This window comes from Sinomicrobium oceani, assembly GCF_900119185.1.
Classification (GTDB): domain Bacteria; phylum Bacteroidota; class Bacteroidia; order Flavobacteriales; family Flavobacteriaceae; genus Sinomicrobium; species Sinomicrobium oceani.
The window spans coordinates 41,490-64,999 of the sequence record NZ_FPJE01000020.1 but is presented as its reverse complement, the minus strand read 5'-3'; the positions used below and the strand labels follow the sequence as shown (position 1 = coordinate 64,999).

The window sequence follows — 23,510 nt, the reverse complement described above, 5'->3', positions numbered from 1 at the left end:
TTCATGGAACCGACCTCATACCATATCGAAACCGGCTTACAACAGCTCATCAGTGCTGAACAGGCTTTTCATTACCGGATCATTCCGGTAGCAAGAGATACCGGGCACATGGTCTTTAAAACCGACCGCGCGGAGACACCCGGGCTAAAAGAGGAACTGGAAATTATACTCGGAGATTCCGTAGCATTACAATACGACACGGAAGAAGAGATCAATCGTTACCTCGCTACCAATTACCGGCAGGCCCGGCAAAATACCGGAGAAAACCTGAGATATACCCCGGATTTTCTCGAAAAAATACTCATCACGGCCAAGGAAATAGGAAGCAGTGATATCCATTTTGAGCCTTACGAAGAAAAATGCAGGGTACGTTATCGTCTCGACGGGAAACTCATCGAACAATTTCATATTCCCATAGAGGAATACCCGGTTATTATCAACAAAATTAAAATCCGGGCCAATCTCGACATCAGCGAAAAAAGACTTCCTCAGGACGGTCGTATTACCGTAAATTCGGATACGGGAGAATTTGACATCCGTGTATCTTCGCTGCCCACACTTCACGGGGAGAAGATCGTTCTCCGTATTCTGAGCAAAGATGCCAGCAGGTTCCGGCTTAGCGGACTTGGTTTCACCGAAAGGGAACTGAAGATGTTTAAGGAAAGTATCCGTAAACCCAACGGTATTATTCTTATATCCGGACCCACCGGTTCGGGAAAGACCACCACCCTTTACGCCACACTGAAGCTGCTGAATGCGCCGGAGACCAATATACTGACTATCGAAGACCCCATAGAATACACGCTCGAAGGAGTAAACCAGGTACAGCTCAAAGAGAACATAGGGCTGGACTTTGCTTCGGCTATGCGGACATTTCTGAGACAGGACCCCGATGTAATCATGGTCGGGGAGATCCGCGATGTAAAAACCGCCAATATGGCCATCCGCGCAGCGCTTACCGGGCACCTCGTACTTTCTACCATTCATACCAATTCGGCCTGGGCCACGGTATCAAGGCTTATAGATATGGGGGTCCCCCCTTTTCTCATTGCAAGTACGCTCCATGTAAGTGTGGCACAACGGCTCGTGCGAAAGCTATGCGACACGTGCAAAAAAGAAATGCCTGTTACCCGGAGTATCTTCCCCGAGAATTTTAAGATCCCGGACAGCCTGAAAACTCATTATAAAGCTACGGGATGTAATGCATGCCACCATACCGGCTATAGCGGCAGAAAAGCCATATACGAAATTATTCCCATAACCACGGGACTCGCAGAACACATCAAAAATAACACTCTGGATATAGAAACCTACCTGAGCGAAAACAATATTAACACTTTAAAAAGCAATGCCATTGCACTGATAAAGGAAGGAATAACTTCCGTAGATGAAGTCTATGCACTGCTTATGGATTAATGCTTATGATTAAAAAAATTACGCTGTACCTGTTTTTATGTATTGCCACACCTCTTCTTTCGCAGGAAAATAACAACCGCCGGATGGAGAGTATTCGCAATCACCTGGAAGCCCTTTCCGTGGACAATCCGGGGCTTACCGAAAGTTTCAAGACCGATATCAATGTCAATAATGTCCCCCTTTCCGGCTTTCTGATGGCCGTTTCGAGGGTGCATAAGGTAAATATCAATGTCTCCCCCGAACTGCAGAACATTACCATTGTCAATAACTTTTCGGATGTTACCGTTGCCGATCTGCTTGTATTTCTTTGTAAGGAATACGGGCTGGATATTGATTTTACGGGAAATATCCTTTCCATTCACAAATACTTTCCTCCGGAAAAAATTCCGGAAGAGAAGCAGGTCAGGGTACAATACAATCCCGCCGAAGATCTTATTTCCATGGACCTGGATAACGATCCGCTCGGAAAGGTTTTCCGGAAGATCATCGATCTCTCCGGACATAACCTGCTATACAGCTCCGAACTGGAAAATACGCCATTACGGATGTACCTCAAAGATGTAGATTTTGACAAGGCCATGGAAAACCTTGCCACTACCAATAACCTGATCTACACCAAATCCCGGGACGGTTTCTACCTGTTTGACGCCGCCTATATAGCTGCAGCCGGACCGGAGGGAAATCCGGGGGGAAATATGCCTCAGCAAAACAGGCGGATGCGTGCCCCGAGGGGAGCCAGTTTCTATTATGAAATACGGGATACGACCTCGATGACCCTTAAAGTAGATTTTAATGACACCCCCATATCCAGTATCATCAACGAGATCGGTTATGACCTGAAGATCAACATGTATACGGCTACTCCACTGGATCGTGCAGGAAATGTAACCTTCAAGGCCGAAAACATAACCTTCGATGAGTTACTGGAAAAAATGTTCGAAAGCAGCCAGCCACCGGCCACCGGAAGCAATAACCGCAATCCCGGGAACAACGATAGTAACGGCACCAATAACGGGAGACAGGGAAACACATCTCCCGGCAATCATTTCACCTTTAAGAAAGAGCGGAACATCTACTATTTCGGCACAGCCAACCAGCTTAGTGTACGGCGTGTGGAGATCGTCCAGCTCATGCATCGCTCCGTCGAGCTGCTCGGAGACCCCTCGGGAAACAGCGGCTCTACCCGTTCGTCCGGAAGAACAGTCCCGGGAGGTATCAATTACCTCGGAGGTGGTTATGGTTCCGGACAAAATATGTACAATAACAATGCTTACGGCACTAATTCGTACAACAACAATAACTACAATCGTCCGAATACGACATTGAGCACCTCTCATTCCGATAATTTCAGTTCGTACAACAGTAAGGCAGAAGCCCTGGTCAACATCCTTCCGGACGAAATTATTGCAGACCTGGATATTAAAATAGACTTCGAACTCAACAGTTTTCTCGTCAGTGGCCCCGCGGCGAATATCAACCGCTTTAAAACCTTCATCAAACAGATGGACAAGCCTGTCCCTGTAATCCTCATCGAGGTGATGTTACTCGAGGTAAGCAGGACAGCCACCGTAGAAACGGGAATAAGCTGGGGAATCGGTGACGAACCCGTAAAAACCAGGGGAGGCATATTTCCCAATACCAATCTTACTCTCGGAGCGGAAACCGTAAACCGTGTTATAGGCGGATTTGACGGTTTTGGTTCGCTGAACGTAGGAAAGGTCGTTCCCGAATTTTTTGCCACCATAAAAGCTATGGAGGCCAATGGTAACGTCAAGATCCGTTCCACTCCCAAATTGTCTACACTAAACGGGCACCGCGCTCATCTATCTATAGGAGAAACAACGTATTATGTGGTCACCAACCAGAATTATTACGGTTCGCAGATCCCGCAATCCTCGGAGATCAGGAACTATATGCCTATCGATGCGGAACTGGCCGTGAGCATCAAGCCCCTGGTTTCGGGAGACGGACAAATAACACTGGACATCAATGTCATACAATCCGATTTCAGCGGTGATCGTATAGAAGAAGATGCTCCTCCGGGGCTGACATCGCGTGAATTCAGTTCGATTATCCGCGTACAGGACCAGGACCTGGTGGTACTGGGTGGCCTGGAAGAAAAAATGAAGAATGATTCCGGAAACGGAGTACCGTTGCTGTCGAGAATCCCGATTATCAAGTGGTTGTTCAGCAGCAGAAAACGGGAAGATTCCAAAAAGAAACTCACTGTACTTATAAAGCCTACGGTTATCTATTAGTATGATCCGAAATCGCCTTACATCCCTAAAGGAAGGGACGACATTTCAGGCCCTGGAGCTCACCGAAATATCCGGAAGTCCCGGGTGGACTGCCACGGTGGCTAAAAGACTAAAAGATGAGATCGTCATTACACAACGTTCCCGTACCGATACGCCCGATGATCTTCCGGAGGGGCTCTCCGCCAACAGACACACCCTGGTTATTATCAATACCGGAAATATTCTCACCAGGATTACGGAAGCCGGCAGCGGCAGCGAAACGGCGCTGGTCAACAAAGCCTTTCCGAATATTAAGATCGATGACTTTTATTACGAAACCGCGGTTTCGGGCAACCTCGTGTTTATTACCGTTTGCCGGAAAAAATATGTCGACGGCATACTCGGGGAACTGGAGGAAAAAGGATATATCCCTTCGACCTTTACACTGGGACTGCTCTGTATGCAACAACTGGCACCGTTTATGGAAAACGGAGACGTCCGGGTATCTAATGCCCGGCTGGTTTTTAACGACGGACAGCTTCGGGAAATCCATAAAGAAGAAACCGCCCCGGAGAGCAACTATACGATCAACGGCCTGGAAGTCCCGGGACATCATGTACCCGGTTTTGCCGCAATATTGGGTTGGATAACCGGGAGTTCAGGTACTATTTCCAATTTCCGGGACCGGAACACCCATTTCCGGCAGGAGTTCTACCACAGGAGATTCTTCCGGATCTTTACCCGGAGTGCCCTGGTATTTCTGCTGCTACTGCTCCTGGCCAATTTTATGGTCTTTAACCATTATTTCCAGAAGACCGAAGCGCTGCAACAGGCTTCTGAGGTCAACAGGATAAACCGGGATCATTTTATGAACCTGAAGGAAGATGTGGACAAAAAAGAGAAGATCGTCCGGGATATACGGGCTTCTTCCGGTTCCAGAAGCTCTTATTACGCCGACCGTATTACGGCTGTGCTCCCCACTTCTGTGCTGCTGAAAGAGATCTTATACCAACCCCTGCTCAAACAGATCAAGGAAGGACAGGAAGTTATGCTCGACAAAAACCGGATTGTGATCTCCGGGGAATCCGCAGACAGCAACCGTTTTTCCGAATGGATCGAAGATCTCGAAGCTATGGACTGGACGAAAAACGTCGCTATCCGGGATTACGGCTCCTCACTCACAGGAGCTTCATTCACCATCGTACTCACTATAAAAAACGATCCATGACCTCGCGGAACAAAAATATAATCGCTGTTGTCCTGTTTCTCCTGGCCCTGTTTTTATGCTATACCCTGGCCGTATCCAATACGGTCCGTACCCGAAAAGCATACCATATCCTTAAGGCCGAAGAATCACTACTCCATGACATTCCCAGACAACTCTCGGTGCTTCATGAGAAGAATGCCTATTACGATTCCCTGCTACGCAAATATAAAATCGGCGGTACTTCCATGCAGCACAATCTGCTGAAAGCCGTCAACGAGAATGCGAGCGAACTCAACCTCAAAGTCATCGCTTTTCACGAGCCTCATATTTTTGAAAAAGAAGGACTTAAAACACACACTTATAATCTTACGGTAGAAGGAAGTTTTAACGATATCCTGACGTTTACCTACCGCCTGGAGCAACAAACCGGGTACGGGGAGGTGGTAAGCCTGAACCTCGAAAAAAAGAAAAATTTCCGGACGGGAAAAGAATTTCTGCAAGGAAACCTGCTGGTACGGAATTTTGATTAACCCTATGCACCCCCCGGAAAACCTTCGGAAATTTGATAAGACCGTATATCATAAGCTAAAACCTTTATGTCCTGTTTTTCGTATAATCCTAACCAAGCACTTGTTATTCAAGGCTTATGAAACCGTAAAAAGTAATCATTATCTGTAGCCTTCCCTACACCACTGTTCCATAGTATATGGCCATGACACTACCGGAAGTATCCCTGAAGTAATATTCGGTTTTAGCAAGGCTGCTGCTGGTATAGCTTTCCTTTTTTACCCGGTGACCTCCCCAGCCGGCCCTATAAAACATTGTAACCAAAAATAGATTATTTTTCAATACTGCATTCGTTTCGGATACCCCTCAGAGAGGTGCATAACATATTGGTCTGTCCCCTAGTGTGCAGTAGGCTGCGAAGTCGGAGACGTTCGCAGAGCATAAAACACTTCGTGGAGCGGGTACGGCACTAACCAAGTCGGAAGCATAAAATATAATCCTGAAGCCCCTCTGAGAGGGGTTTAACGTATTTGTATATCATTCACATGCAAGGAACTACGAAGTCGGAGACATATGCAGAAGCATGCTATACTTCGTTGAGCGGGCTTATGTTAACAGGCCCTAGTTACAATCAACTTCTTTTGAAATATGATTTTCTCTCCTAATATTATTCCCTTTCAACATATAAATAAAATCTTGATCTAAATAGGAAAAGTTCACAATAATAGAATCCTTTTCTATTAAATCACTCATTCTCGTCTTACCTAATATTCTTTCATTACCACCTTTCATATAAAATAAAGAACTTTTTTTAATTTTATCAATAATTTCAAATTGATTAGACACCAAGTTTTCTTGCAAATTTTTATTTTTGGAAAACCTAAAAGATAAATTATCTTCATTTATTATATTTTCATCTGAAAAAGGTGGAATCAGAGAAATAGTATCTTTATCATAAACAATAAAAAAGTCTCTTTTTGCTATAGTTGTATCTACTTTATTGACTATGATATGAACATCATCAAATCGCAAAATATCCGAATCTTTATTAAAACAAATATGGGACTCAAAAGTGATTGAATTGACACTAATTTTTTTACTATTATTACACCCATATAAAAAAACAATGACAATTGTAAATAAATATTTCATAGTACTCACATATTACATTCGTTTCCAACCCCTTGGAGGGATGTAACCGTCCGGTCTATTCCTAGGATCATAAATCCTATTGTTGATTTCTTCTTTAGCCCAATCAGGAAGGTTATGAAAAGATTCATGCTTTTTTTGGAGTTCATAAGCTTTATAATGATCCGTTCCATTAATCCATTTATTTAATCCATGCCCAGTAAATTCATGAACACCGAGGTAATTGACTATTAGTTCAACTGTGCTTAATTCTGAAAAGTAAGAGGCTTTGGTAGTAACCTTTACATATCCATTTTCCAAAGGAGTTCCTTTATATCTTTGAGCTGACGCAGGATCATTAAATCCTTCTAAAACACCATTCCTTCTAAAACCACTAGTGATAGAAGTCATTCCATTATGGAATTTATTAATATCAAATCCTTTTTCATTCATTACATGTGTTTGAATTTTAGACATAGCTTCAAAATTTTCTCCTAAAGAGGAAAGGCCTAAATTATTTTTCATCGCAGTTTCATGGCTCATTATTTCGCCCGGGCCACAATTAGCTACAAGTTTCCCATATCTATCCCTATCCATTATAATAATTTGTCCTTGATATCCCTGATCATCTACACCTAAAAAATTACCATCCTGATCAAAAATAGGACTATCTTCCCCTCCATCAATATCCCTCCTGTTCACCCAATTATTCCCCATAGAAAGATAGGGACTATCATACTGTTGAGCAGGATCTGTTGTCAACCACCTATTAATTCTTGGATCATATAATCTTAACTCAAAAGCAGGTTTCCCGGTTTCCTCATCGGTTTCAGCAAAATCTCCCTGATAACCATATCGGTAACCTTCGGCATCCGATAATTTTCTTGCAGGCATTGCCATCCCGCCGGGGTAATAATCCGTAGCCCCCGCCAGTGTCCCACTTTCCTGTACCAATGCCCTTACATTCCCCAAATGGTCCGTTAACTGGTAGACAGCTGTATTACCGGTTTTAAAATACACACCAAGACGACTTGCTCCGTAAATGGGATATTCCTTTGCCGAAGTCCCCTGGTAAATGGCCATAACACTCCCGGAAGCATCCCTGACGTAATATTCGGTTTTAGCAAGGCTACCGCTGGTATAGCTTTCCTTTTTTACCCGGTGACCGCGGTCGTTGTAAAAGAACTTAACCAAAGGTACATTATTTTTCAATACCTCACTTACGAGGCCGGAAGCAGTGTACCGGTACTTAACATTTTCCTCCTTATTTTCTGTCAACTGCCCGATCGTATTATATACATAATTCCCGCTGGCCTGCCCTTTGATATCATCGGCCCCGGTGCCTGCAGTTACGGCGTCTTTTACATGGTCCAGACGGTTGGGTTTGCTATTGCTGTAATTATACGTCAGCTTGTCCATCGCATTACTGCTGCCTACAGTATTTTGGTTCCGCTCCAGGGTTTGTATATTACCGTTGGCATCGTAGGTTAATGTGACCTTATAATCGCCTTTGGCATTTTCTGCAAAACCATCTACCTTGACGATCCTGGCTGTAAAAGTGCTCCCCGCTTTGGCATGAAAACCGGGCTTTAAAGTAATACTGCCGGTAGCTTCCAGGGGAAGGGTCTCTCCACTCCCGGTCACTGCCGCAGAAGTAATATCTGCCTCTATATCCGAGCCGAAAGATTCGGCATATTGTCCATAGGTAGCTGCTGCCAACCAGTTATTCCGGTCATAGGTATAATTATAGGCATTTTCCGCACCGGTAAGCGGTTGGTATTTATTGTTCCAACGGACCCCCTTGATATTCCCGTCCAGGCGATCGTTCCCATAGGTAGCCGGACTTAAGCCGTCGATATTACGCATATAATCATTGCGGTGATAGTCCAGCGTCATACCGAAAATATCATTACCGTCCGCCCCGGGATCTTTGGCAGCACTCAAGGCAGGGTGATTGATACTCTTTAACTGCCCGGAAATATTGTAAACATAGTCCAAGCCCTGCAGTTTGTTGCCCAGTTCTGTCCGTTTCAGGGCCCCGTTCTCATAATAACTATAGGTAGCACGGGTAGTATACGTACTGCCGTTAACAGAGGTTTCCACCTTGATCAGCCGGTCGGTCTTGTCGTATGTGTACCGGTGTATAAAGCGTTCGGCACCTACATCCTTCTGGTAAACCACCTGGCTTACCAGTCCGCTTACCGGGTGATATTCGTAATCTATGGTCTTTTTACCTATTCCGGGGATATCCTGTACGATCCAGTTTACACGGCCGTAGATATCGTAACTGTACCAGGTGGTCGTATGGTCGTTATAGGTTCTGGCCACATTACCGGCTGCAAAAGCCTGTTTCCTGGCACCACTGCCCACACTAATGCTCTCCCCGGCATCGTAAACCGTAAACTGCTGTTCTTTTTTGGTTCCGGCGGGCAGGGAGGCATCCGGGTCGGCATTATTAAAAGCCGTGCTTACCAGTACTCCGCTTTCTACAGGCCTGGCCAGGTTATCATAATTGGTATAGGAAAACTCTCCTTCCGCTTTTTGTTTACTATTTTGGGAATATCGTATCTGGCCATCCCTGCGATATTTAAACCAGGCCTCTCCCTCATCCGGACTATTCGTATATATCAATTGTCCCAGGGCATCATATTTGAAAGTGGTCTTAGGTTTGACAGATTTCGTATTCCCGTAGGGTTGATAAGAGGCGATCAGATGTCCTGCCTTATCGTATTCGTTTAACGCATAATCGTAATAATTTTCTTTGTATGTAACCTGCACGGGGGTCGCAGGATTGTAATTATCCACATCAGTGACTGCAACACGATAAAACCCGTTGGGAAGTGATGTGGTGGCTGTAGTTACCTGGTTCTCCGTAATAAGATCATATACCGAGGTCTGTACTCCGGATGGCCTGTTCACTGTAAAACCTGTTGTCCCGGCAGGTACATGGATATCCACATAGCCCTGTGCCCCGATTTTTATATTCATATTCCGCGCACTGCCTCCCCCGCTTCTTGCAGCAGCCAGGGTCTTACCATCGGTATCCGTAAAAATGACATTTTCCACACCATGTACATCCCTGCTTACCGTTTTTATTGTTTTTACCGTAGCATACCTGCCCTCTCCGAAAGCTGCGCTTTGTGCGAGTTCGCCGGAGGTCTGCATACTGAATACATAAGACTGCGGCCATGTTCCGTTGACCTTATTTCCGCCTACATGTTTCAACACTGCTCCGGGATTAAGGTCGCTGAATATCATCCTCGAAAAAGGATAAGCGGTTATATCCTGGTAGGGTTCCGAAGTATTGTTTTCACTGTAATACCAGCCTAAGGTCCCGGGCTGGTTACCAACCGCGGCAGGATTTTCCGGATTGGTTTCAAAATCGGCAGTACTATAATTGCTGCCGTTGCTTTTTCGTATGAAATCATTACGAAATTGAAATGTACTCGATTTTAATGCATCCAAAGGAGCCCCCGTAGTCTGAAAGGTTGCTCTTCCCTCTTTATCATACAATGTATGAGTAGTCCATAGTTTAGCAGTTTTTATATCTACATGCTGAATTTGTTCTGTGTTTCCCAAAGCATTGGCATATCTTATGGAATTTTCTTTTATAACTCCTGTAATATCATAAGATACTGAAGACATCCAATTTCTATCCGTCTCCAAAACATCATAAGGATCTAAATCCGGATTTCTAAGTGTATAGTTAATTCTCCTTGCAGCACTCCAGCAATTTAGGCTTATACTCCTTGCTTTAATATAATATACGGTTCCGGTGGTAAGGGTTATGCTGGACTCACTGCTATCGGTACTTTCTCCATTCTCAGATTCCTGCCAATACCATTCGACTCCATTTGGAGGAGTACCCTTAGTCAAAACAACACTTTCCCCGTTGTTTATCATGTTAATGCCGGGCATATCCGGTATTTGAGGGGTATCGGTTATTTCAACATCTATGTAACTTGAAGTCTTACTCCACCCAAAACTATTTTTTGCTCGCAAATAATATCTTCCATTGCCATCACTGGCACTGAATGTCTTTCCATACCCAAGGTTAGTATTCTCGCCATCGGGGTTTTTTCCCTGCCAATACCAGTTAGTTCCCCTTAACGGAGTTCCCTCGTAAGCTATTATAACTTCACCACAATCCCTGGATTGAATTTTTGGATAAGGCGGTCTGTCCGGTGATGTTCCTTCAACAGTAACGCTTAGCGATGCACTATAATATCCACCCGCCTGAACATCTTTAAATAATATATTTATTCTGCAATTACGAACATCTCCATTCCATAATACAGTGAGGCTTGAACTGCTGGTTCCTCCCACAATCTGTCCTCCTGAAACTCTCCATTCTATATCATTCATATATCCGCTGCTCATAATTGTACCGTTTTTGTAAACTACGTAGTTCGCGCGGTCTCCATTATTCGCAGTGCCTGCGGATCCTCCGATTCTTCCGATGGAATACGACTGGGTATTTCCGCTATAAACGGAAAAACAGAAAAATATGAATATCAATGTCTTTATAATGATTGTATATTTCATTGCATATTGTCTTAATAGAATTTATCTCAGTAAACTTAAAGCTGATTTTCAACCTTATATGTTCTTGCATCATTCTTGATTTCATCCGACCTGAGATCCCTAACCTCACATCTAACGTACACCCTATCCGAGCAGTTGTTTAAAAGAATTAATGACTGTGAAGAAGTCCAATTACCATATTTACTTGCATAAGAACCACACTGCATAGACCAGCGATATTCATATTGTCCGCTTCCTCCGGAGGCACGCATCACTGCCTTATGGCTTGGGTAGGTGCCTTCTTCCCACAATTCTACTTTTAAAGGTACGTAAGGGCTATCCTCTATTCTTGCATAATTATATGCAACTTCTGAAGTTAGTTTATACCCTCCTGTTAAGTTTTCTGTATCCGCAATTTCCGTATAGGTTTCTTTTAACCTCCCCCCGGCATCATACACATACCTGGCTCCCATATTGTTTGGCCCCAGAATATATGTAAGTTCATCATCCTCATTATATACATAAGAAGACATCCCGGCACTTACGGGGTGTATCCTGAAATCATCAAAATACACGGTCCCGGAAGCAGAAGTCAGGGCCACCTCTGTACCTGCGTTCACTGCTATGTCAAAATTGAGTTGTACCCAATCACCGGCCCGGACCAATTCGTCCTGATGATAGGTATAATTTTGTCCTCCCGAAACCACACGCGCCCCGGTATAACCGGAAGTATGTGCCCAGACCGAAACACGGTAGGTACCACCCTGACCAGGTTTTACCTTAAAGGCTTTAACACCGGAAGCTACCTGTACAGAACGGCTACCGGTATGTGCCCTGGACGATGTAATAACCGCTGTGGCATCCCGCGTCACGCCTTCTGCAATCGTAGTTCCTGTTCCTTCTTCCAATCCGGAATAGAACATGGTGTTAAAGGCTGTATTGCCGGTAGCAAAAACTTTAGAAGACCCATCTCCCCTTTTCGTTGCGGCTTTGTTACCATTGATATCTTTAACTTCCAGTACATTCGAAAAGTTGTCGTACAGGGTGATCTCCGAAAGCAGTTTCCATCCGGCAGGCTGTGTAGCCGAAGGAGAAGACCATATAAAATTCCCAGGCTCCGTCGCAAGTGTACCGTCATTATCCAAGGCCCCGTCCCAGGTATAGCTTTTATGTTTTCTCCAAACATCGGCAGAGGCACCCGTCGATACAGGTGCGTGGGGCGGCCCGGTGTAAATCGTATAATCGTACTGTTCGGGTTTCCAGGTGGTAATTCCGGCTCCCATATACTTTTTGGCCCCTCCTTGTTCCCTGATATAACTATAGGTCTCCGCGATTTGGGTAAGCATGTTTTTATTCGTGTTGCTGTGAACCATACTCCCCATTTCAGGATAACGTATATATGCAGGAACTGCACGGGATACGAGTTGCTCACCCGAAGCAGAAGTGGTTTCGGCTTCCCTGAACACCCCGGTAACCGGATCCATATCTTTATATACCGTTCGGAAAACATGTCCGTTCCTGTACTCTGCAGATGATTTTAGCACATTCGGGTACCGGATACGCGACGAAGAATTGATCAGCCACTTATCTTTACGGCTGCCGGTATTTTGTTTGTAGTCTACGATCTTATAGCTTTGATATGATTCCTGGGTAACTCCGGCTACACCCGGTGTTGTTCCGGGATCGTAATACTCATTTTCTATTTTACTCAGCTGCTGCCCGTATTTGTTCAATACTTCTACAGCTTCCAGTCTGCCCAGCGCCGAAAGGTTGTCCTTTATGGTAAAGGTACTTACATTGACATCTACTCCTTTTGCTGTATTATTGATATCCGAAGCCGTTTTCGAAATCTCATAAAAGTCTTCGTATTTAATCTCTTCGGGATCTTTCTCCTTCATTACCGAATAATAGTATCGGTTTTTCCGGCCATCCGGAAACTCCACACTTACCTGGTCATACATCACTTTGGGTGCAGGCAGCTCCGCACTGTACGGCAGCTCCTGCTGTAATTCGGGAGCATAAGGCAGGTAAGAGATATACCCTACACCATTCTCATTTTTCCCATACCGGTATGTTGTATTATACGTCCGGCCTGTCCCGTCTGATGTAATAATTTCACGTACACGAATTCCACCGAGGTTTTCCAGGGCATCGGTGAGTTTAAATTCGGCAGAGAATGTCTCCGTAGTGAGGTCGCAATTGAAATTCTGGTCGATATAGCTACATTCGTTAGCTGGTATGGATAGTGTAAATTTGTTATTGCCATCCCGTGATGTAACCGTTGCCATAGCCTCAAAATCACAATGTTCGGTTTCATACCCACATGGACCTCCACAGTTTCCCTGATCTTCCCACTCACATACCTTGCTATATTTGAAAGAAAGCTGATCCCCCGGTTGTATCCCTACATTTTCCCCCGACTCTATACGATAAGTCACAGCATTGATCTTGGATATTTTATAATTTGCGGATGCTCCCCTGGTAAAACGTACCGAAGAAACGAAAGCCGGTTTTATGTTGTGTCCTTCATATACTATGTGCATTTGTCCCCCTTGCGGCGTAATTACCGTTTTTAGAGAACACCATTTGTTATCGGCTCCATAATATCCGAATTCGTCCTTATCTTCTATATTAAAATCGCCATAGCCATCGTAATACGCAAAACGATACGGGGGAATCACCAAAGCTCCTTTTTTACCCCTGAATTGTACCCCCCTCAAAGCAGATCGTCCGCTAATAGGTGAGGCATCCGGGGCATTTTCAGCAAGGCTGTAATCATACGCAAAATCAATTACTTTGACGGCTTTGTCCATTACGGCCTGCCAGTCATCGTCTATATCCAGGACATTTTTCCATAAATTGTATTCTGCATTCTGTGCCGGTTTGGAGGAATCGTTATACAAAACTTCAACCGAGGAGGAAGGCCTGGAGTTTGCAGGCTGCGTGTATACGTCATGCGGATTCTTTACCAGGATAATCTTGCTCAACCGCAACGAATTCTGTCTCGGAAGGGTAAACCGGTTCACATAGTTACTCTGGCTCTGTTGCTCTTCTTTATGAGCTACCGAATTATAAGCCCATCTTGAAGACCCGGCGTCTTTTCGCTCTTCCTTTATAAATAAGGCTTTATGTGTGCGGGTTATTACCTTGTTGAGATAATATACTTCCTTTCGTCCGCGAATATAGGTCTTTACCCCCGGGTCACTGTCGTCTTCCAGGTAACTTGTTCCATAAGGCGTTTTCCAGCCGAATGCTTCCGACCATTTTCCGTATTCAAAAGCTACCCAATAGCCGTAATCCCCCTGGTCTGCCATACCATTACCATTGGTGTCCACAAAATCAGGACCGGTCACTGCGGTTAGCAGCCAGTGCGTGGCATAAGGTTCGAGTTGACGTTTTTCAAAATAAGATTTTGCTTCGGCAGCATTGTTCTTTACCACTCCGAAAGTCCGGGTTACAATTTCGTGATTGTATACCGGGAGCGAATAATGATAGGTCTTTCCATCCGGAGCTGTGATTTTAAAAGCTCCTATCCCATCAGAAGGATAGTTCATCCTGGAAAAACCGGAAGCCAGTGGGTGTAAGAATCCTTTTTTCAATACATCCACAGGGTTTTCCCGGATTTCCCTGTTCGTGAAATACTCGATAAAATTACTATTGACCCTTCTGTTCTCGGGAAGGTTCTTAACTCCCGTCGAATAATAGTCCAATATATCGGAATGCATAGTCCCGGAATTAAAACTGGCATTTTTCACCTCGAGATATGTACTGATCTCATTATCGATATAGAAATAGGGCTTACCATCAAAACGGGCATGATCAGGAAACCGGGATGAAAATCCGTCTAAAGCATGTTTTAGCTGATATCCCTGATCATTTTCTTTATTTGAAAGCCCATACAACACTCCGTTTTCAAATAACCTGGACGACATGCTTCCCGATATTCCCTGGGCCTGTACATTATAATTATCATAAGCGGGAAATACCGGATTATTAAATTCCAGTTCTCCCTTCCTGGAAATTTCCTTACCTTTTATAGGAACTTCATAAATATCCATAAATGCCTCATCTGTTCTTATTTTTGTAACACGATAAGCATCCTCATAGGCTCCCGCATCAATAGCCATTTGAACTCCCTCTTCATAAGTAGAGGCAAAGCCTACAGGATAAATTGCAAAACCCATATCGATTGAACCCACTAATATTTCAACTTTATAGATTTCTTCATTTTTAATCATTTCATTAAAAAACAATGGTCCGTTTACATAATTATACACCTTTTTGTTGAGGTAATATTTCATCCGCTGTTTTCCGAATGAAAGACTGAAAATGCCGATCGGAGTGGGTATTGTTACCGGGATAGCCCATCCACTGCTTTCGACAGTATAGTCTCCCATACTCATCGTATTGTTGAAAGACATTCTTAAACCAACACCTACTCCCTGTATCACATTAGTACTATGAGTATTTTTACTTCCCATAAAAACTCCCATACCTTTTGAAGACATACTCATCCCTATGGACTGGTTACCAGAAGTTTGATAAATACTAAGTGTTCCGGAAGAAGAAAGTCCCACTTCAAAACCCTCTCCGTTATTAAGCCCTACAGAACCTCCTAAGCCATTTGAAGTATGAGCATTAAAATCTGCTGACAACCCTCCATTTACGGTATAACCACCTCCGACTCCTATGCCGTTTGTTCCTATGCGAGCATTTGCGTTGGGTCCTATATCCAGACCATATCCCACACTCACATAGCCACCAAGACTGCGATTACTTCCCCACGATAAGCCGAGTCCTACGGATACGCCTGCTTTACTGGTAAACCCCAGAGACAAGGAATACATATCTTTTCTCCCCCCCTGATCATAAAAATATTCCGTCAGCAAAGAAGCATTATAATCATCAGGATACCCGTTTACCGATCGGTTGATAGCCCCCGGGTTTAGGCTCCAGCCCAATCCCACCCAGGAGGCCTCCTGGTCCATGGCGATACCGGCGTGGTACGCCAGGGCCAGGGGGTATCCGCCCTCCGGAGAGGGCACATTCAACAGCGGTAACACATAAGATAAATCGCCGGTCATCAGGTTGACCATATCAGTAGCGTCAACGGGCTCAAATCCGGTAGCTTCCGGAGCTGTCGGTCCGTTTCCGGAAGCTTGCAACATATTGTAGGGCACCAGAGCAGGCAACATGCTAAAGACCAGGAAAAGTGCTATGACCCGGTGCGAACGTTTTAATCTTTTCATGTTTTGGTTTTTTAGTTTGTAGTTGTGGGGGCTGACGCAGGTAGCATCTCCGATGCTTCTGCTATGCGTCAGAAGCTCCTTTATATCCGTATTAAGCCTCTTTCCTGTGATCCGTACGACAAATTCCGGATCATTTCATCGCTGGTAAAAACAACTACAGGATTATATTCCGGTCCGTTAACGGACTTCAGGTTATTAATGATTTTCAGGTAACTTCAAAAAGTTGTTATCGGCATTCCGTATTATAAAATCTGACAATTTCTTTGAGATGCCGTTTTTTAAACGTTTTTTGCTGTATTTTCTCTACCAGCGGCGGACAGTCTTTAAAATAATCAGAGGCGGCTTCCCTGAAATTATTTGTGAACAACTTGTTAGCCCCAAGATGTACAGCCTTCTTTTCCCCTTCCCTTCTCAGGTAATAATTCTCTATATCGTAAGTCATAGGAATGCCAAAACCTCCAAAACCTCCTGCCGAAGACATGGGCATCGCGGTTCTCACTCCGAATGAGGCCATATACAGGTTTACCTTTCCGGTTTTCACTTCCTGGACGACCACGGGCTTCTCCTCATCCTGAACACGGATGCGTCTGTACCTGGTAATACTATCTTTCGTTTCGAAGATATCGACATGATCTATCTCATCGAAACCGATCTTCTTTCTCTTATCCCCGTCATATCTTTTATATATAAACACATCTCTCCTGAGTTTTCCTTTTACCACCATTTTTTCTCCCGTACTGAGAAATATATGCGTAGGTTTCAACTGGGCCTGGGCAGCCATAGAAAAGATCATAAGCAAGAGTACGTAATAGGTCTTCATTCGTTAATTTTTAATTGTGGTTCGTGATGTATGACTTCGGTAGCTATTCTGAACTTCACCTCCCCCGTACGAAATCCGAGATCTGCAACGCTGATATCGAGATATTCGCCCCGGAGATATTTTTTATCGCGGGGATACACCAGCAGGATATCCGTACTGCGGCTCATGCCATACATCCTCGGATAAATAAAATCGATCATAGGCAAGGTGTCTTTTTCCGGGGTAAAACAATGTACATTCCGATCCATATAAAAGGATAAGGCATTGACCATGGCGCCAAACCGGCTACGATCTCCTGCGACATGGTTGAGAAGTTCCCTGTTTTTTGCGGACATGGACAAAACAAAATACATATACTGCCCGTACCTGTGCCGCAAAGAATCTATCCCTGCCGGAGCAGATTCTACCGATAATTCTCCCGCAGCCATGAGATCGGTAGGTTTGTACAGCAGTGAAAAATCGATATCGTTCACCGTCTTCTGATGCAGGTATCCATGCCGGGGCTCCCGGATGTAAGCCAGCAAATCTTCTTCGCCATCAAAAGCAGGAGGCCCACAGGATAACAATAGCCATAAGAGGACTATGGTGCCGTACTTATTTACCCTCATATTCCCTGTTTAAACCGTCGAGGATTTCTTCGGTGAGATCGGCAGCATCAGAAGCATACATAATGTTTCCGCTCCCGCTCGCTCCGAAAATAATACGATAGCCTTTCCGTTTTCCGAAATCTTTGACATAGTCATTGATATCGTTGATAACGGTCTGTGTCATCTTCTGATCTTCTTCCTGTATTTGCCGCTGAATGGCCTGCTGGTAATTATTGACCTGCTGTTGCTTATTGGAAAGAAGTTCCTGCTTCAGCTTCAGCTCCCTGGCGCTCATAGTCTCCCGTTCTTTTTCGTAGTTTTTCAGTTCTTTCTGCCAACCGGTGACCAGGCTGTCTATATTGGCCTTGAGCAAGGCGGCTTTCTCCTTGAATTTTTCCCGCTCTGTTTCAGATCGTTTATAACCGTCAAGTAGTTTATTGACATCGACATACACCAGCTCCGGCCTGGAATACAAAGACCATCCCAACGCACAAACACTTAAAATTAAAGCCAAAACAGTAAGGGGAAGTAGTAATTTTTTCATCAATAGAATCGTTATTAGTTTTTGTGATATATTAGTTTTTCCAAAATGTTCAACCGGTCTTCCAGGTCATTGATCTTCTCATCTTTCCGCTGAAGATCTTCCTCCTGTTGTAAGGTATACAGGGTCAGTTCCTCGATCTTTTCCAGCAACTTCAGGTTCATCGCTTTGAGGTCTATACCTTCGGTTTCCATGGTCGTGGCAGAAGGTATTCCGGGCAGGTGTCCGTTCTTGCCGATATATTCCCGTACTTCTTCCAGCGAACGCAGATCGTAGCCCTCCTCAAAAACATAGTCCGGTGCCACACCCCCTGCCAGGTCTACTTTGATCTCCTGCGTATGTATTTTTCCTTTGACTGTCAGCTCGGCATCAGGACTGGCTGTTCCTATGCCCAACCTGCCACCTTGGGTTAAAAAATAAATCCTGTTGTCCGCAGGGTTATCATGTGTACGGAAACTGGCATTATTCGTACCTCCCGAAGATTGAATGCGAAAAGATTTACTGTTATAAACCGACCTTAAAACCAGGCTTGCTGTCACATCGGCACCCGACTGTATAAACTCCCAGCTTCGATCGGTGGTGAACCTCAGCAAGGAAGCCCCGTCTCCTCTTCCGTATATATCCAGTTTACTTTGCGGGTTGGTGGTCCCTATCCCTATATTACCATTTGTTGCCAGCCGCATAACTTCCCCGACGCTACCGCCGAAACGGAAGGTCAACGGGTAATTCCCGGAATTCCCATAGGAAGATACAATCCTGATCTCATTATTTTCCCCTACATTAAAGATCAGTCTTCTTCTTCCTCCGGACCCGTTTTCCAACATCTGAAAAATGGGGTGGTCCGTCCTTATATCGAGATTATAAGCAGGAGAAGTCAACCCTATCCCAACATTTCCCGAAGCGGGAAAAGTATTCTGTGCACCGGCGGAAAACCGGAACAATCCCAGTACTACAAAAAATAATAATACTCTCATATTATTTATTTTTAAGTTTATCTATCTCCTGCTGTTGCTGCTCCATCTTCTTATGCAGACTGATGATATACAGGGTCAGTTCCTCGATCTTCTGCAACAGCTTCGCATCCATCTCTCCCAGTAAGATGCCGTTCTCCGAAACTTCTTCCGCACTGGGAATATCCCTGAGGTGCCCCTTTTCCAGGATATGCTGTTCCACTTCTTCCAGCGTGGGCAACGCATAGTCCTTTTTAAAAACAAAGTCGCTCCAGCCATTGAGGTCTACCTTTACTTCTTTGCTATGCACTACACCGTTTACGGATAACCTGGAATCCGGGGTAATTGTTCCGATCCCGACATTACCATTTTGAAGCAAGCGCATCAGGCTTTTATCCCCCTGAGACTGAATATCCAAACCATTACCTGCTCCATTCCCACTTCCTCCTATCCGAATACGAGCTACATCATTCAACCAATCCAGGGTCACTCTGGATGACCGGGAATCCGGATTGGACACTATTATACCTGTATTGGACTTAATAATTCCCATTACATCCAATTTATGATCCGGGGCTTCCGTTCCTATACCTACATTACCATCTCCGTTAAGCGTCATAACCTTTACCTGTTCTTCCAGGTCTTCTGTATTACCGGTATGTACACGAAACTGCAGGTAATTGGTATGTCCGGCTCCTCCGTGAAACGAATAAAGCGAATGGTAACGAATATTCTGGTCTCTTCTCCCTATCCTTAACTGTTCTGCGATTACCGAATAGGAGGGTGCTCCCTTGAGATAGGTCAACCCCGCTATATCGAGTTTTCCCGTAGGGGTCTCTACCCCGATTCCGACATTTCCGGTAGCGGGAAAGGTGTTGGACTGCCCTAACGACAAAAAGGGGATTACAAAAAATAAGAAAAATATTTTTTTCATCATTCTACTGTTTTATTTTGGTTCAAAGCATCAAATCGAAAAATAAACCCATATCACAAAACACATCGTAAGGTACTGTAATACCATCCGAATGTTTGTATACGATAATACTGTTCCTTAAACCGGGGGGAGAGAAAAGACCTGTGCCCGGAGACAGGCATAGACGTATCTCCTTACCCCTTATACGGTAAAGGCTTAAAAATATTTGGTGGGGGAATTTTCAGGTACCTGTAAAACATACAGGTTTTATGTAATCAGGAGGAGGTTAAAAAAGTAATTTTTATTTCACCGGCACTTTTTATCAGGTTAATAACAGATCTGAGTACAACACCATAAAAGAAGTTAAAAATCATGTTAAATTCGGGACTGTAATATTAGATATAATCACCATAAAAAACAAGAAAATATTTCCGGAAAACCGGAAATTCACGATAATTTAAAGTTCAAAGAAAAGTAAAAAACTAAGTATCAACACCATATACGCGTACACAACGCTCATATCACATAAAAAAAGAAGCCCCCGTCAGAGGCTTCTTTTTTTATAACATCATACAACCGGTTATCATTGAAACAATGGCCGGGTCTTCATCAGGTCGTTTACTTTTTCTTTTACGCTTTCGAGAACGGCATCGTCCGTATGGTTAGTGATCACTTCATCGATCAGCTCCACAACCGTTTTTACCTCCTCTTCTTTCAGTCCTCTTGTGGTAATGGCAGAAGCTCCGATGCGGATACCGGAAGTTACGAAAGGAGATTTATCGTCAAACGGAACCATATTCTTGTTTACCGTGATATCGGCTTTTACCAGTGCCTCTTCGGCTTCTTTACCGGAAATATCCTTGTTTCGCAGATCGATCAGCATCATGTGGTTATCCGTACCTCCGCTGATGACCTTATATCCTTTTTCTACAAAAAGTTTGGCCATGGTCTGTGCATTTTTCCTGACCTGCAGTGCATAGTGCAGAAACTCATCGGTGAGCGCTTCTCCGTAAGCTACGGCTTTGGCGGCAATAATATGTTCCAGCGGACCACCCTGGTTCCCCGGGAATACGGCACTGTCCAGCAATGAAGACATCATTCTCGGTTTTCCGTTTTTGAGGGTAATCCCAAACGGGTTCTCGAAATCTTTCCCCATCATGATCATACCTCCTCTCGGACCGCGAAGCGTTTTATGGGTTGTGGTCGTTACGATATGACAATGCGGAATAGGATCGCTGAGTATCCCTTTGGCAATAAGCCCCGCAGGATGCGAGATATCGGCAAACAGTACAGCGCCAACGCTGTCTGCAATCTGGCGAAAACGCTTAAAGTCGATGTCCCTGGAATATGCGGAAGCCCCGGCAATGATAAGTTTAGGCTGCTCCTTCTTCGCTATGTCCTGGATCTTATCGTAATTGAGCATTCCGGTTTCTTCATCCACCCCGTAGAATACAGGGTTGTACAGCTTTCCGGAAAAGTTTACGGGAGATCCGTGTGTAAGGTGTCCGCCGTGAGACAGGTCGAAACCGAGGATTTTATCACCCGGATTCAAACAGGCGTGATATACTGCAGTGTTGGCCTGGGACCCGCTGTGCGGCTGTACATTTACCCACTCCGCACCAAACAGGGCCTTGGCTCTTTCGATAGCTACATTTTCTACCTCATCTACAACTTCGCATCCGCCATAATACCGCTTTCCGGGATACCCTTCTGCGTACTTATTGGTCAGTACCGAACCGGCTGCTTCCATAACCTGCTCGCTTACAAAGTTTTCCGATGCTATCAGTTCCAGCCCGTGTAACTGGCGCTCCTTTTCGGCTTCAATCAGTTCAAAAATCTGTTCGTCTCGTTGCATTATTTTTAAGTTCAAAGTTCAATAATCTGTGTCCGGTGGCGTTGTTTCCCGCTACGCTGTGCAGGCCGGTAGCACCTGGCTTTCCGTCCGTGAAAACAGGATTTTACGGTTAATCCGCCACGTTCGAAACAACTTTCTCAAAGAAATGCCAAAAATAACAAATACATTCGGTAAATTGGTCGAAAATAATATCTTTGAGTACAATTTTATCAAACATAAATTAACAATTTTATTATGCCTATCACCGCGAACGACCCGCAGAGAAAATCCTGGATTCAGGTGGACAAGGATTCTGACTTCCCTATACAGAACATCCCTTTCGGTGTTTTTCTCACCCGGGACGATGTTATTACGATCGGAACCCGGATAGGAAATACGGCTATAGACCTCGGGGCCCTGCATCAGCTCGGTTATTTTGAGGGCATTCCGCTTACAGACGACATTTTTTTACAGGACAGCCTGAACGACTTTATATCTGACGGAAAAAAAACCTGGCGACTGGTGCGTAACCGTATCGCCGAGTTATTCGATATAAACAACCCCAAATTACAGGGTAACGAAGAACACAAACGCATAGTGCTCTTCACCATGGATGAGATCGAAATGCAGCTCCCGGTACAGATCGGGGATTATACGGATTTTTACAGCAGTAAGGAACATGCGACCAATGTAGGAAAGATGTTCCGCGATCCGGACCATGCCCTTTTGCCCAACTGGCTGCATATCCCGGTAGGGTATCACGGAAGAAGTTCGTCTATCGTCCCTTCCGGTATCCCCGTACGACGTCCTTTGGGACAAACCCTGCCACCGGGTGAAGACACGCCGGTTTTCGGCCCCTCGCAACGGGTGGATTTCGAACTGGAAATGGCTTTCATCACTACGGATGCCAATCAGTTGGGGGAGCCTATACCCGTTGATGAAGCGGAAGACTATATTTTCGGGATGGTGCTTTTTAACGACTGGAGTGCACGCGATATCCAGAAATGGGAATACGTACCGCTCGGACCTTTCCTGGCCAAGAATTTCGCCTCTTCCATTTCGCCATGGATCGTTACCATGGATGCTCTCGAACCCTTCCGTGTACAAGGCCCGAAACAAGAACCCGACCCGCTGCCATACCTGCAGTACGAGGGCAAAAAGAGTTTCGACATTCACCTGGAAGTAAGCCTCACTCCGGAAAACGGCGAATCCGTTATTGTTTCCAGGAGTAACTTCAAATATATGTACTGGACCATGGCACAACAACTCGCCCACCATACGGTAAACGGTTGTAACGTGATCTCCGGGGACATGATGGGAAGTGGCACCATTTCCGGCGCTACACCGGACAGCTATGGTTCTATGCTGGAACTCAGCTGGGGAGGCAAAAAACCCCTGCGGATGAAAGACGGTTCGGAAAGGAGTTTTATCGAAGACGGAGACACCGTTACCATGAAAGGATACTGCAGCAACGAAAACGTGCGGATAGGGTTCGGGGAAGTCTCTACCAGGCTACTCCCGGCACCGGTTCAGAAGAAAAAATAAGGAAGTTCCGGACCTCAACCCCGGACTTTAGTCACCGTATCATCGGGCATAC

Annotated in this window: 15 protein-coding genes; 5 read left to right on the top strand and 10 right to left on the bottom strand. The window is 44.8% G+C overall.

Translation table 11 applies throughout. From position 1 onward, the window contains the following. Positions 1 to 3 precede the first annotated feature (3 nt). Genes BT112_RS16405 through BT112_RS16390 form a run of 4 tightly spaced genes read left to right on the top strand, consistent with a single transcriptional unit; the run spans position 4 to position 5,390 of the window. The gene (locus tag BT112_RS16405) at positions 4 to 1,416 is read left to right on the top strand and encodes a GspE/PulE family protein (RefSeq protein WP_072318465.1); all 1,413 of its coding nucleotides are present in this window, start codon (positions 4 to 6) and stop codon (positions 1,414 to 1,416) included. 5 nt (positions 1,417 to 1,421) lie between these two features. After that, complete coding sequence (locus BT112_RS16400; RefSeq protein ID WP_072318482.1) at positions 1,422 to 3,674, top strand: type II secretion system protein GspD; 2,253 nt, start codon at positions 1,422 to 1,424, stop codon at positions 3,672 to 3,674. 1 nt (position 3,675) lies between these two features. Continuing rightward, complete coding sequence (locus BT112_RS16395) at positions 3,676 to 4,881, top strand: hypothetical protein (RefSeq protein WP_072318464.1); 1,206 nt, start codon at positions 3,676 to 3,678, stop codon at positions 4,879 to 4,881. After that, positions 4,878 to 5,390, top strand: coding sequence for a hypothetical protein (locus BT112_RS16390; RefSeq protein ID WP_072318463.1), 513 nt, complete (start codon positions 4,878 to 4,880; stop codon positions 5,388 to 5,390). The genes BT112_RS16395 and BT112_RS16390 overlap by 4 nt, the downstream gene beginning before the upstream one ends. A 154-nt stretch (positions 5,391 to 5,544) precedes the next feature. On the opposite strand, the gene BT112_RS21890 is transcribed toward BT112_RS16390, so the two are convergent. The 10 genes from BT112_RS21890 to glyA all read right to left on the bottom strand — a co-directional run bounded on the left by BT112_RS21890 (position 5,545) and on the right by glyA (position 21,934). Further along, on the bottom strand, positions 5,545 to 5,691 hold the full coding sequence (locus BT112_RS21890) for a hypothetical protein (protein ID WP_175545814.1): 147 nt from the start codon (positions 5,689 to 5,691) through the stop codon (positions 5,545 to 5,547). 297 nt (positions 5,692 to 5,988) lie between these two features. Continuing rightward, on the bottom strand, positions 5,989 to 6,519 hold the full coding sequence (locus BT112_RS16385) for a hypothetical protein (RefSeq protein WP_072318462.1): 531 nt from the start codon (positions 6,517 to 6,519) through the stop codon (positions 5,989 to 5,991). Between the two features lie 12 nt (positions 6,520 to 6,531). Beyond that, positions 6,532 to 10,875, bottom strand: coding sequence for an RHS repeat domain-containing protein (locus BT112_RS16380; protein ID WP_139276278.1), 4,344 nt, complete (start codon positions 10,873 to 10,875; stop codon positions 6,532 to 6,534). A gap of 200 nt (positions 10,876 to 11,075) precedes the next feature. After that, positions 11,076 to 16,268 (bottom strand): RHS repeat domain-containing protein, encoded by a 5,193-nt coding sequence (locus BT112_RS16375; protein ID WP_072318460.1) that lies wholly within the window; start codon positions 16,266 to 16,268, stop codon positions 11,076 to 11,078. A gap of 226 nt (positions 16,269 to 16,494) precedes the next feature. Further along, entirely contained in the window at positions 16,495 to 17,088 is a 594-nt protein-coding gene (locus tag BT112_RS16370) for a hypothetical protein (RefSeq protein WP_072318459.1), read from the bottom strand. Beyond that, a complete protein-coding gene (locus BT112_RS16365) occupies positions 17,085 to 17,696 on the bottom strand; it encodes a hypothetical protein (RefSeq protein ID WP_072318458.1) in 612 nt (203 codons plus the stop codon). The genes BT112_RS16370 and BT112_RS16365 overlap by 4 nt, the downstream gene beginning before the upstream one ends. Beyond that, positions 17,683 to 18,219 carry an OmpH/Skp family outer membrane protein gene (locus BT112_RS16360; RefSeq protein WP_072318457.1) on the bottom strand — a complete coding sequence of 179 codons (537 nt, stop codon included), beginning with the start codon at positions 18,217 to 18,219 and terminating at the stop codon, positions 17,683 to 17,685. The genes BT112_RS16365 and BT112_RS16360 overlap by 14 nt, the downstream gene beginning before the upstream one ends. A gap of 14 nt (positions 18,220 to 18,233) precedes the next feature. Beyond that, a complete protein-coding gene (locus BT112_RS16355) occupies positions 18,234 to 19,190 on the bottom strand; it encodes a tail fiber protein (protein WP_072318456.1) in 957 nt (318 codons plus the stop codon). Between the two features lies 1 nt (position 19,191). After that, positions 19,192 to 20,100, bottom strand: a complete 909-nt coding sequence (locus BT112_RS16350) for a hypothetical protein (RefSeq protein ID WP_072318455.1) — start codon at positions 20,098 to 20,100, stop codon at positions 19,192 to 19,194. A gap of 562 nt (positions 20,101 to 20,662) precedes the next feature. Further along, on the bottom strand, positions 20,663 to 21,934 hold the full coding sequence (gene glyA, locus BT112_RS16345) for a serine hydroxymethyltransferase (RefSeq protein WP_072318454.1): 1,272 nt from the start codon (positions 21,932 to 21,934) through the stop codon (positions 20,663 to 20,665). Between the two features lie 234 nt (positions 21,935 to 22,168). Between glyA and fahA the strand changes: the two genes are divergently transcribed. Continuing rightward, positions 22,169 to 23,458: a fumarylacetoacetase gene (gene fahA, locus BT112_RS16340; RefSeq protein ID WP_072318453.1), complete on the top strand. Its 1,290-nt coding sequence runs from the start codon at positions 22,169 to 22,171 to the stop codon at positions 23,456 to 23,458. The last annotated feature ends 52 nt before the right edge of the window (positions 23,459 to 23,510 follow it).

What these genes read in the sequence shown, in the direction of transcription:
- BT112_RS16405 (WP_072318465.1), top strand. Translation starts at nt 4, where the DNA reads ATGGAACCGACCTCATACCATATCGAAACCGGCTTACAACAGCTCATC.
- BT112_RS16400 (WP_072318482.1), top strand. Translation starts at nt 1,422, where the DNA reads ATGATTAAAAAAATTACGCTGTACCTGTTTTTATGTATTGCCACACCT.
- BT112_RS16395 (WP_072318464.1), top strand. Translation starts at nt 3,676, where the DNA reads ATGATCCGAAATCGCCTTACATCCCTAAAGGAAGGGACGACATTTCAG.
- BT112_RS16390 (WP_072318463.1), top strand. Translation starts at nt 4,878, where the DNA reads ATGACCTCGCGGAACAAAAATATAATCGCTGTTGTCCTGTTTCTCCTG.
- BT112_RS16385 (WP_072318462.1), bottom strand. Translation starts at nt 6,519, where the DNA reads ATGAAATATTTATTTACAATTGTCATTGTTTTTTTATATGGGTGTAAT.
- BT112_RS16380 (WP_139276278.1), bottom strand. Translation starts at nt 10,875, where the DNA reads ATGAGCAGCGGATATATGAATGATATAGAATGGAGAGTTTCAGGAGGA.
- BT112_RS16375 (WP_072318460.1), bottom strand. Translation starts at nt 16,268, where the DNA reads ATGAAAAGATTAAAACGTTCGCACCGGGTCATAGCACTTTTCCTGGTC.
- BT112_RS16370 (WP_072318459.1), bottom strand. Translation starts at nt 17,088, where the DNA reads ATGAAGACCTATTACGTACTCTTGCTTATGATCTTTTCTATGGCTGCC.
- BT112_RS16365 (WP_072318458.1), bottom strand. Translation starts at nt 17,696, where the DNA reads ATGAGGGTAAATAAGTACGGCACCATAGTCCTCTTATGGCTATTGTTA.
- BT112_RS16360 (WP_072318457.1), bottom strand. Translation starts at nt 18,219, where the DNA reads ATGAAAAAATTACTACTTCCCCTTACTGTTTTGGCTTTAATTTTAAGT.
- BT112_RS16355 (WP_072318456.1), bottom strand. Translation starts at nt 19,190, where the DNA reads ATGAGAGTATTATTATTTTTTGTAGTACTGGGATTGTTCCGGTTTTCC.
- BT112_RS16350 (WP_072318455.1), bottom strand. Translation starts at nt 20,100, where the DNA reads ATGAAAAAAATATTTTTCTTATTTTTTGTAATCCCCTTTTTGTCGTTA.
- glyA (WP_072318454.1), bottom strand. Translation starts at nt 21,934, where the DNA reads ATGCAACGAGACGAACAGATTTTTGAACTGATTGAAGCCGAAAAGGAG.
- fahA (WP_072318453.1), top strand. Translation starts at nt 22,169, where the DNA reads ATGCCTATCACCGCGAACGACCCGCAGAGAAAATCCTGGATTCAGGTG.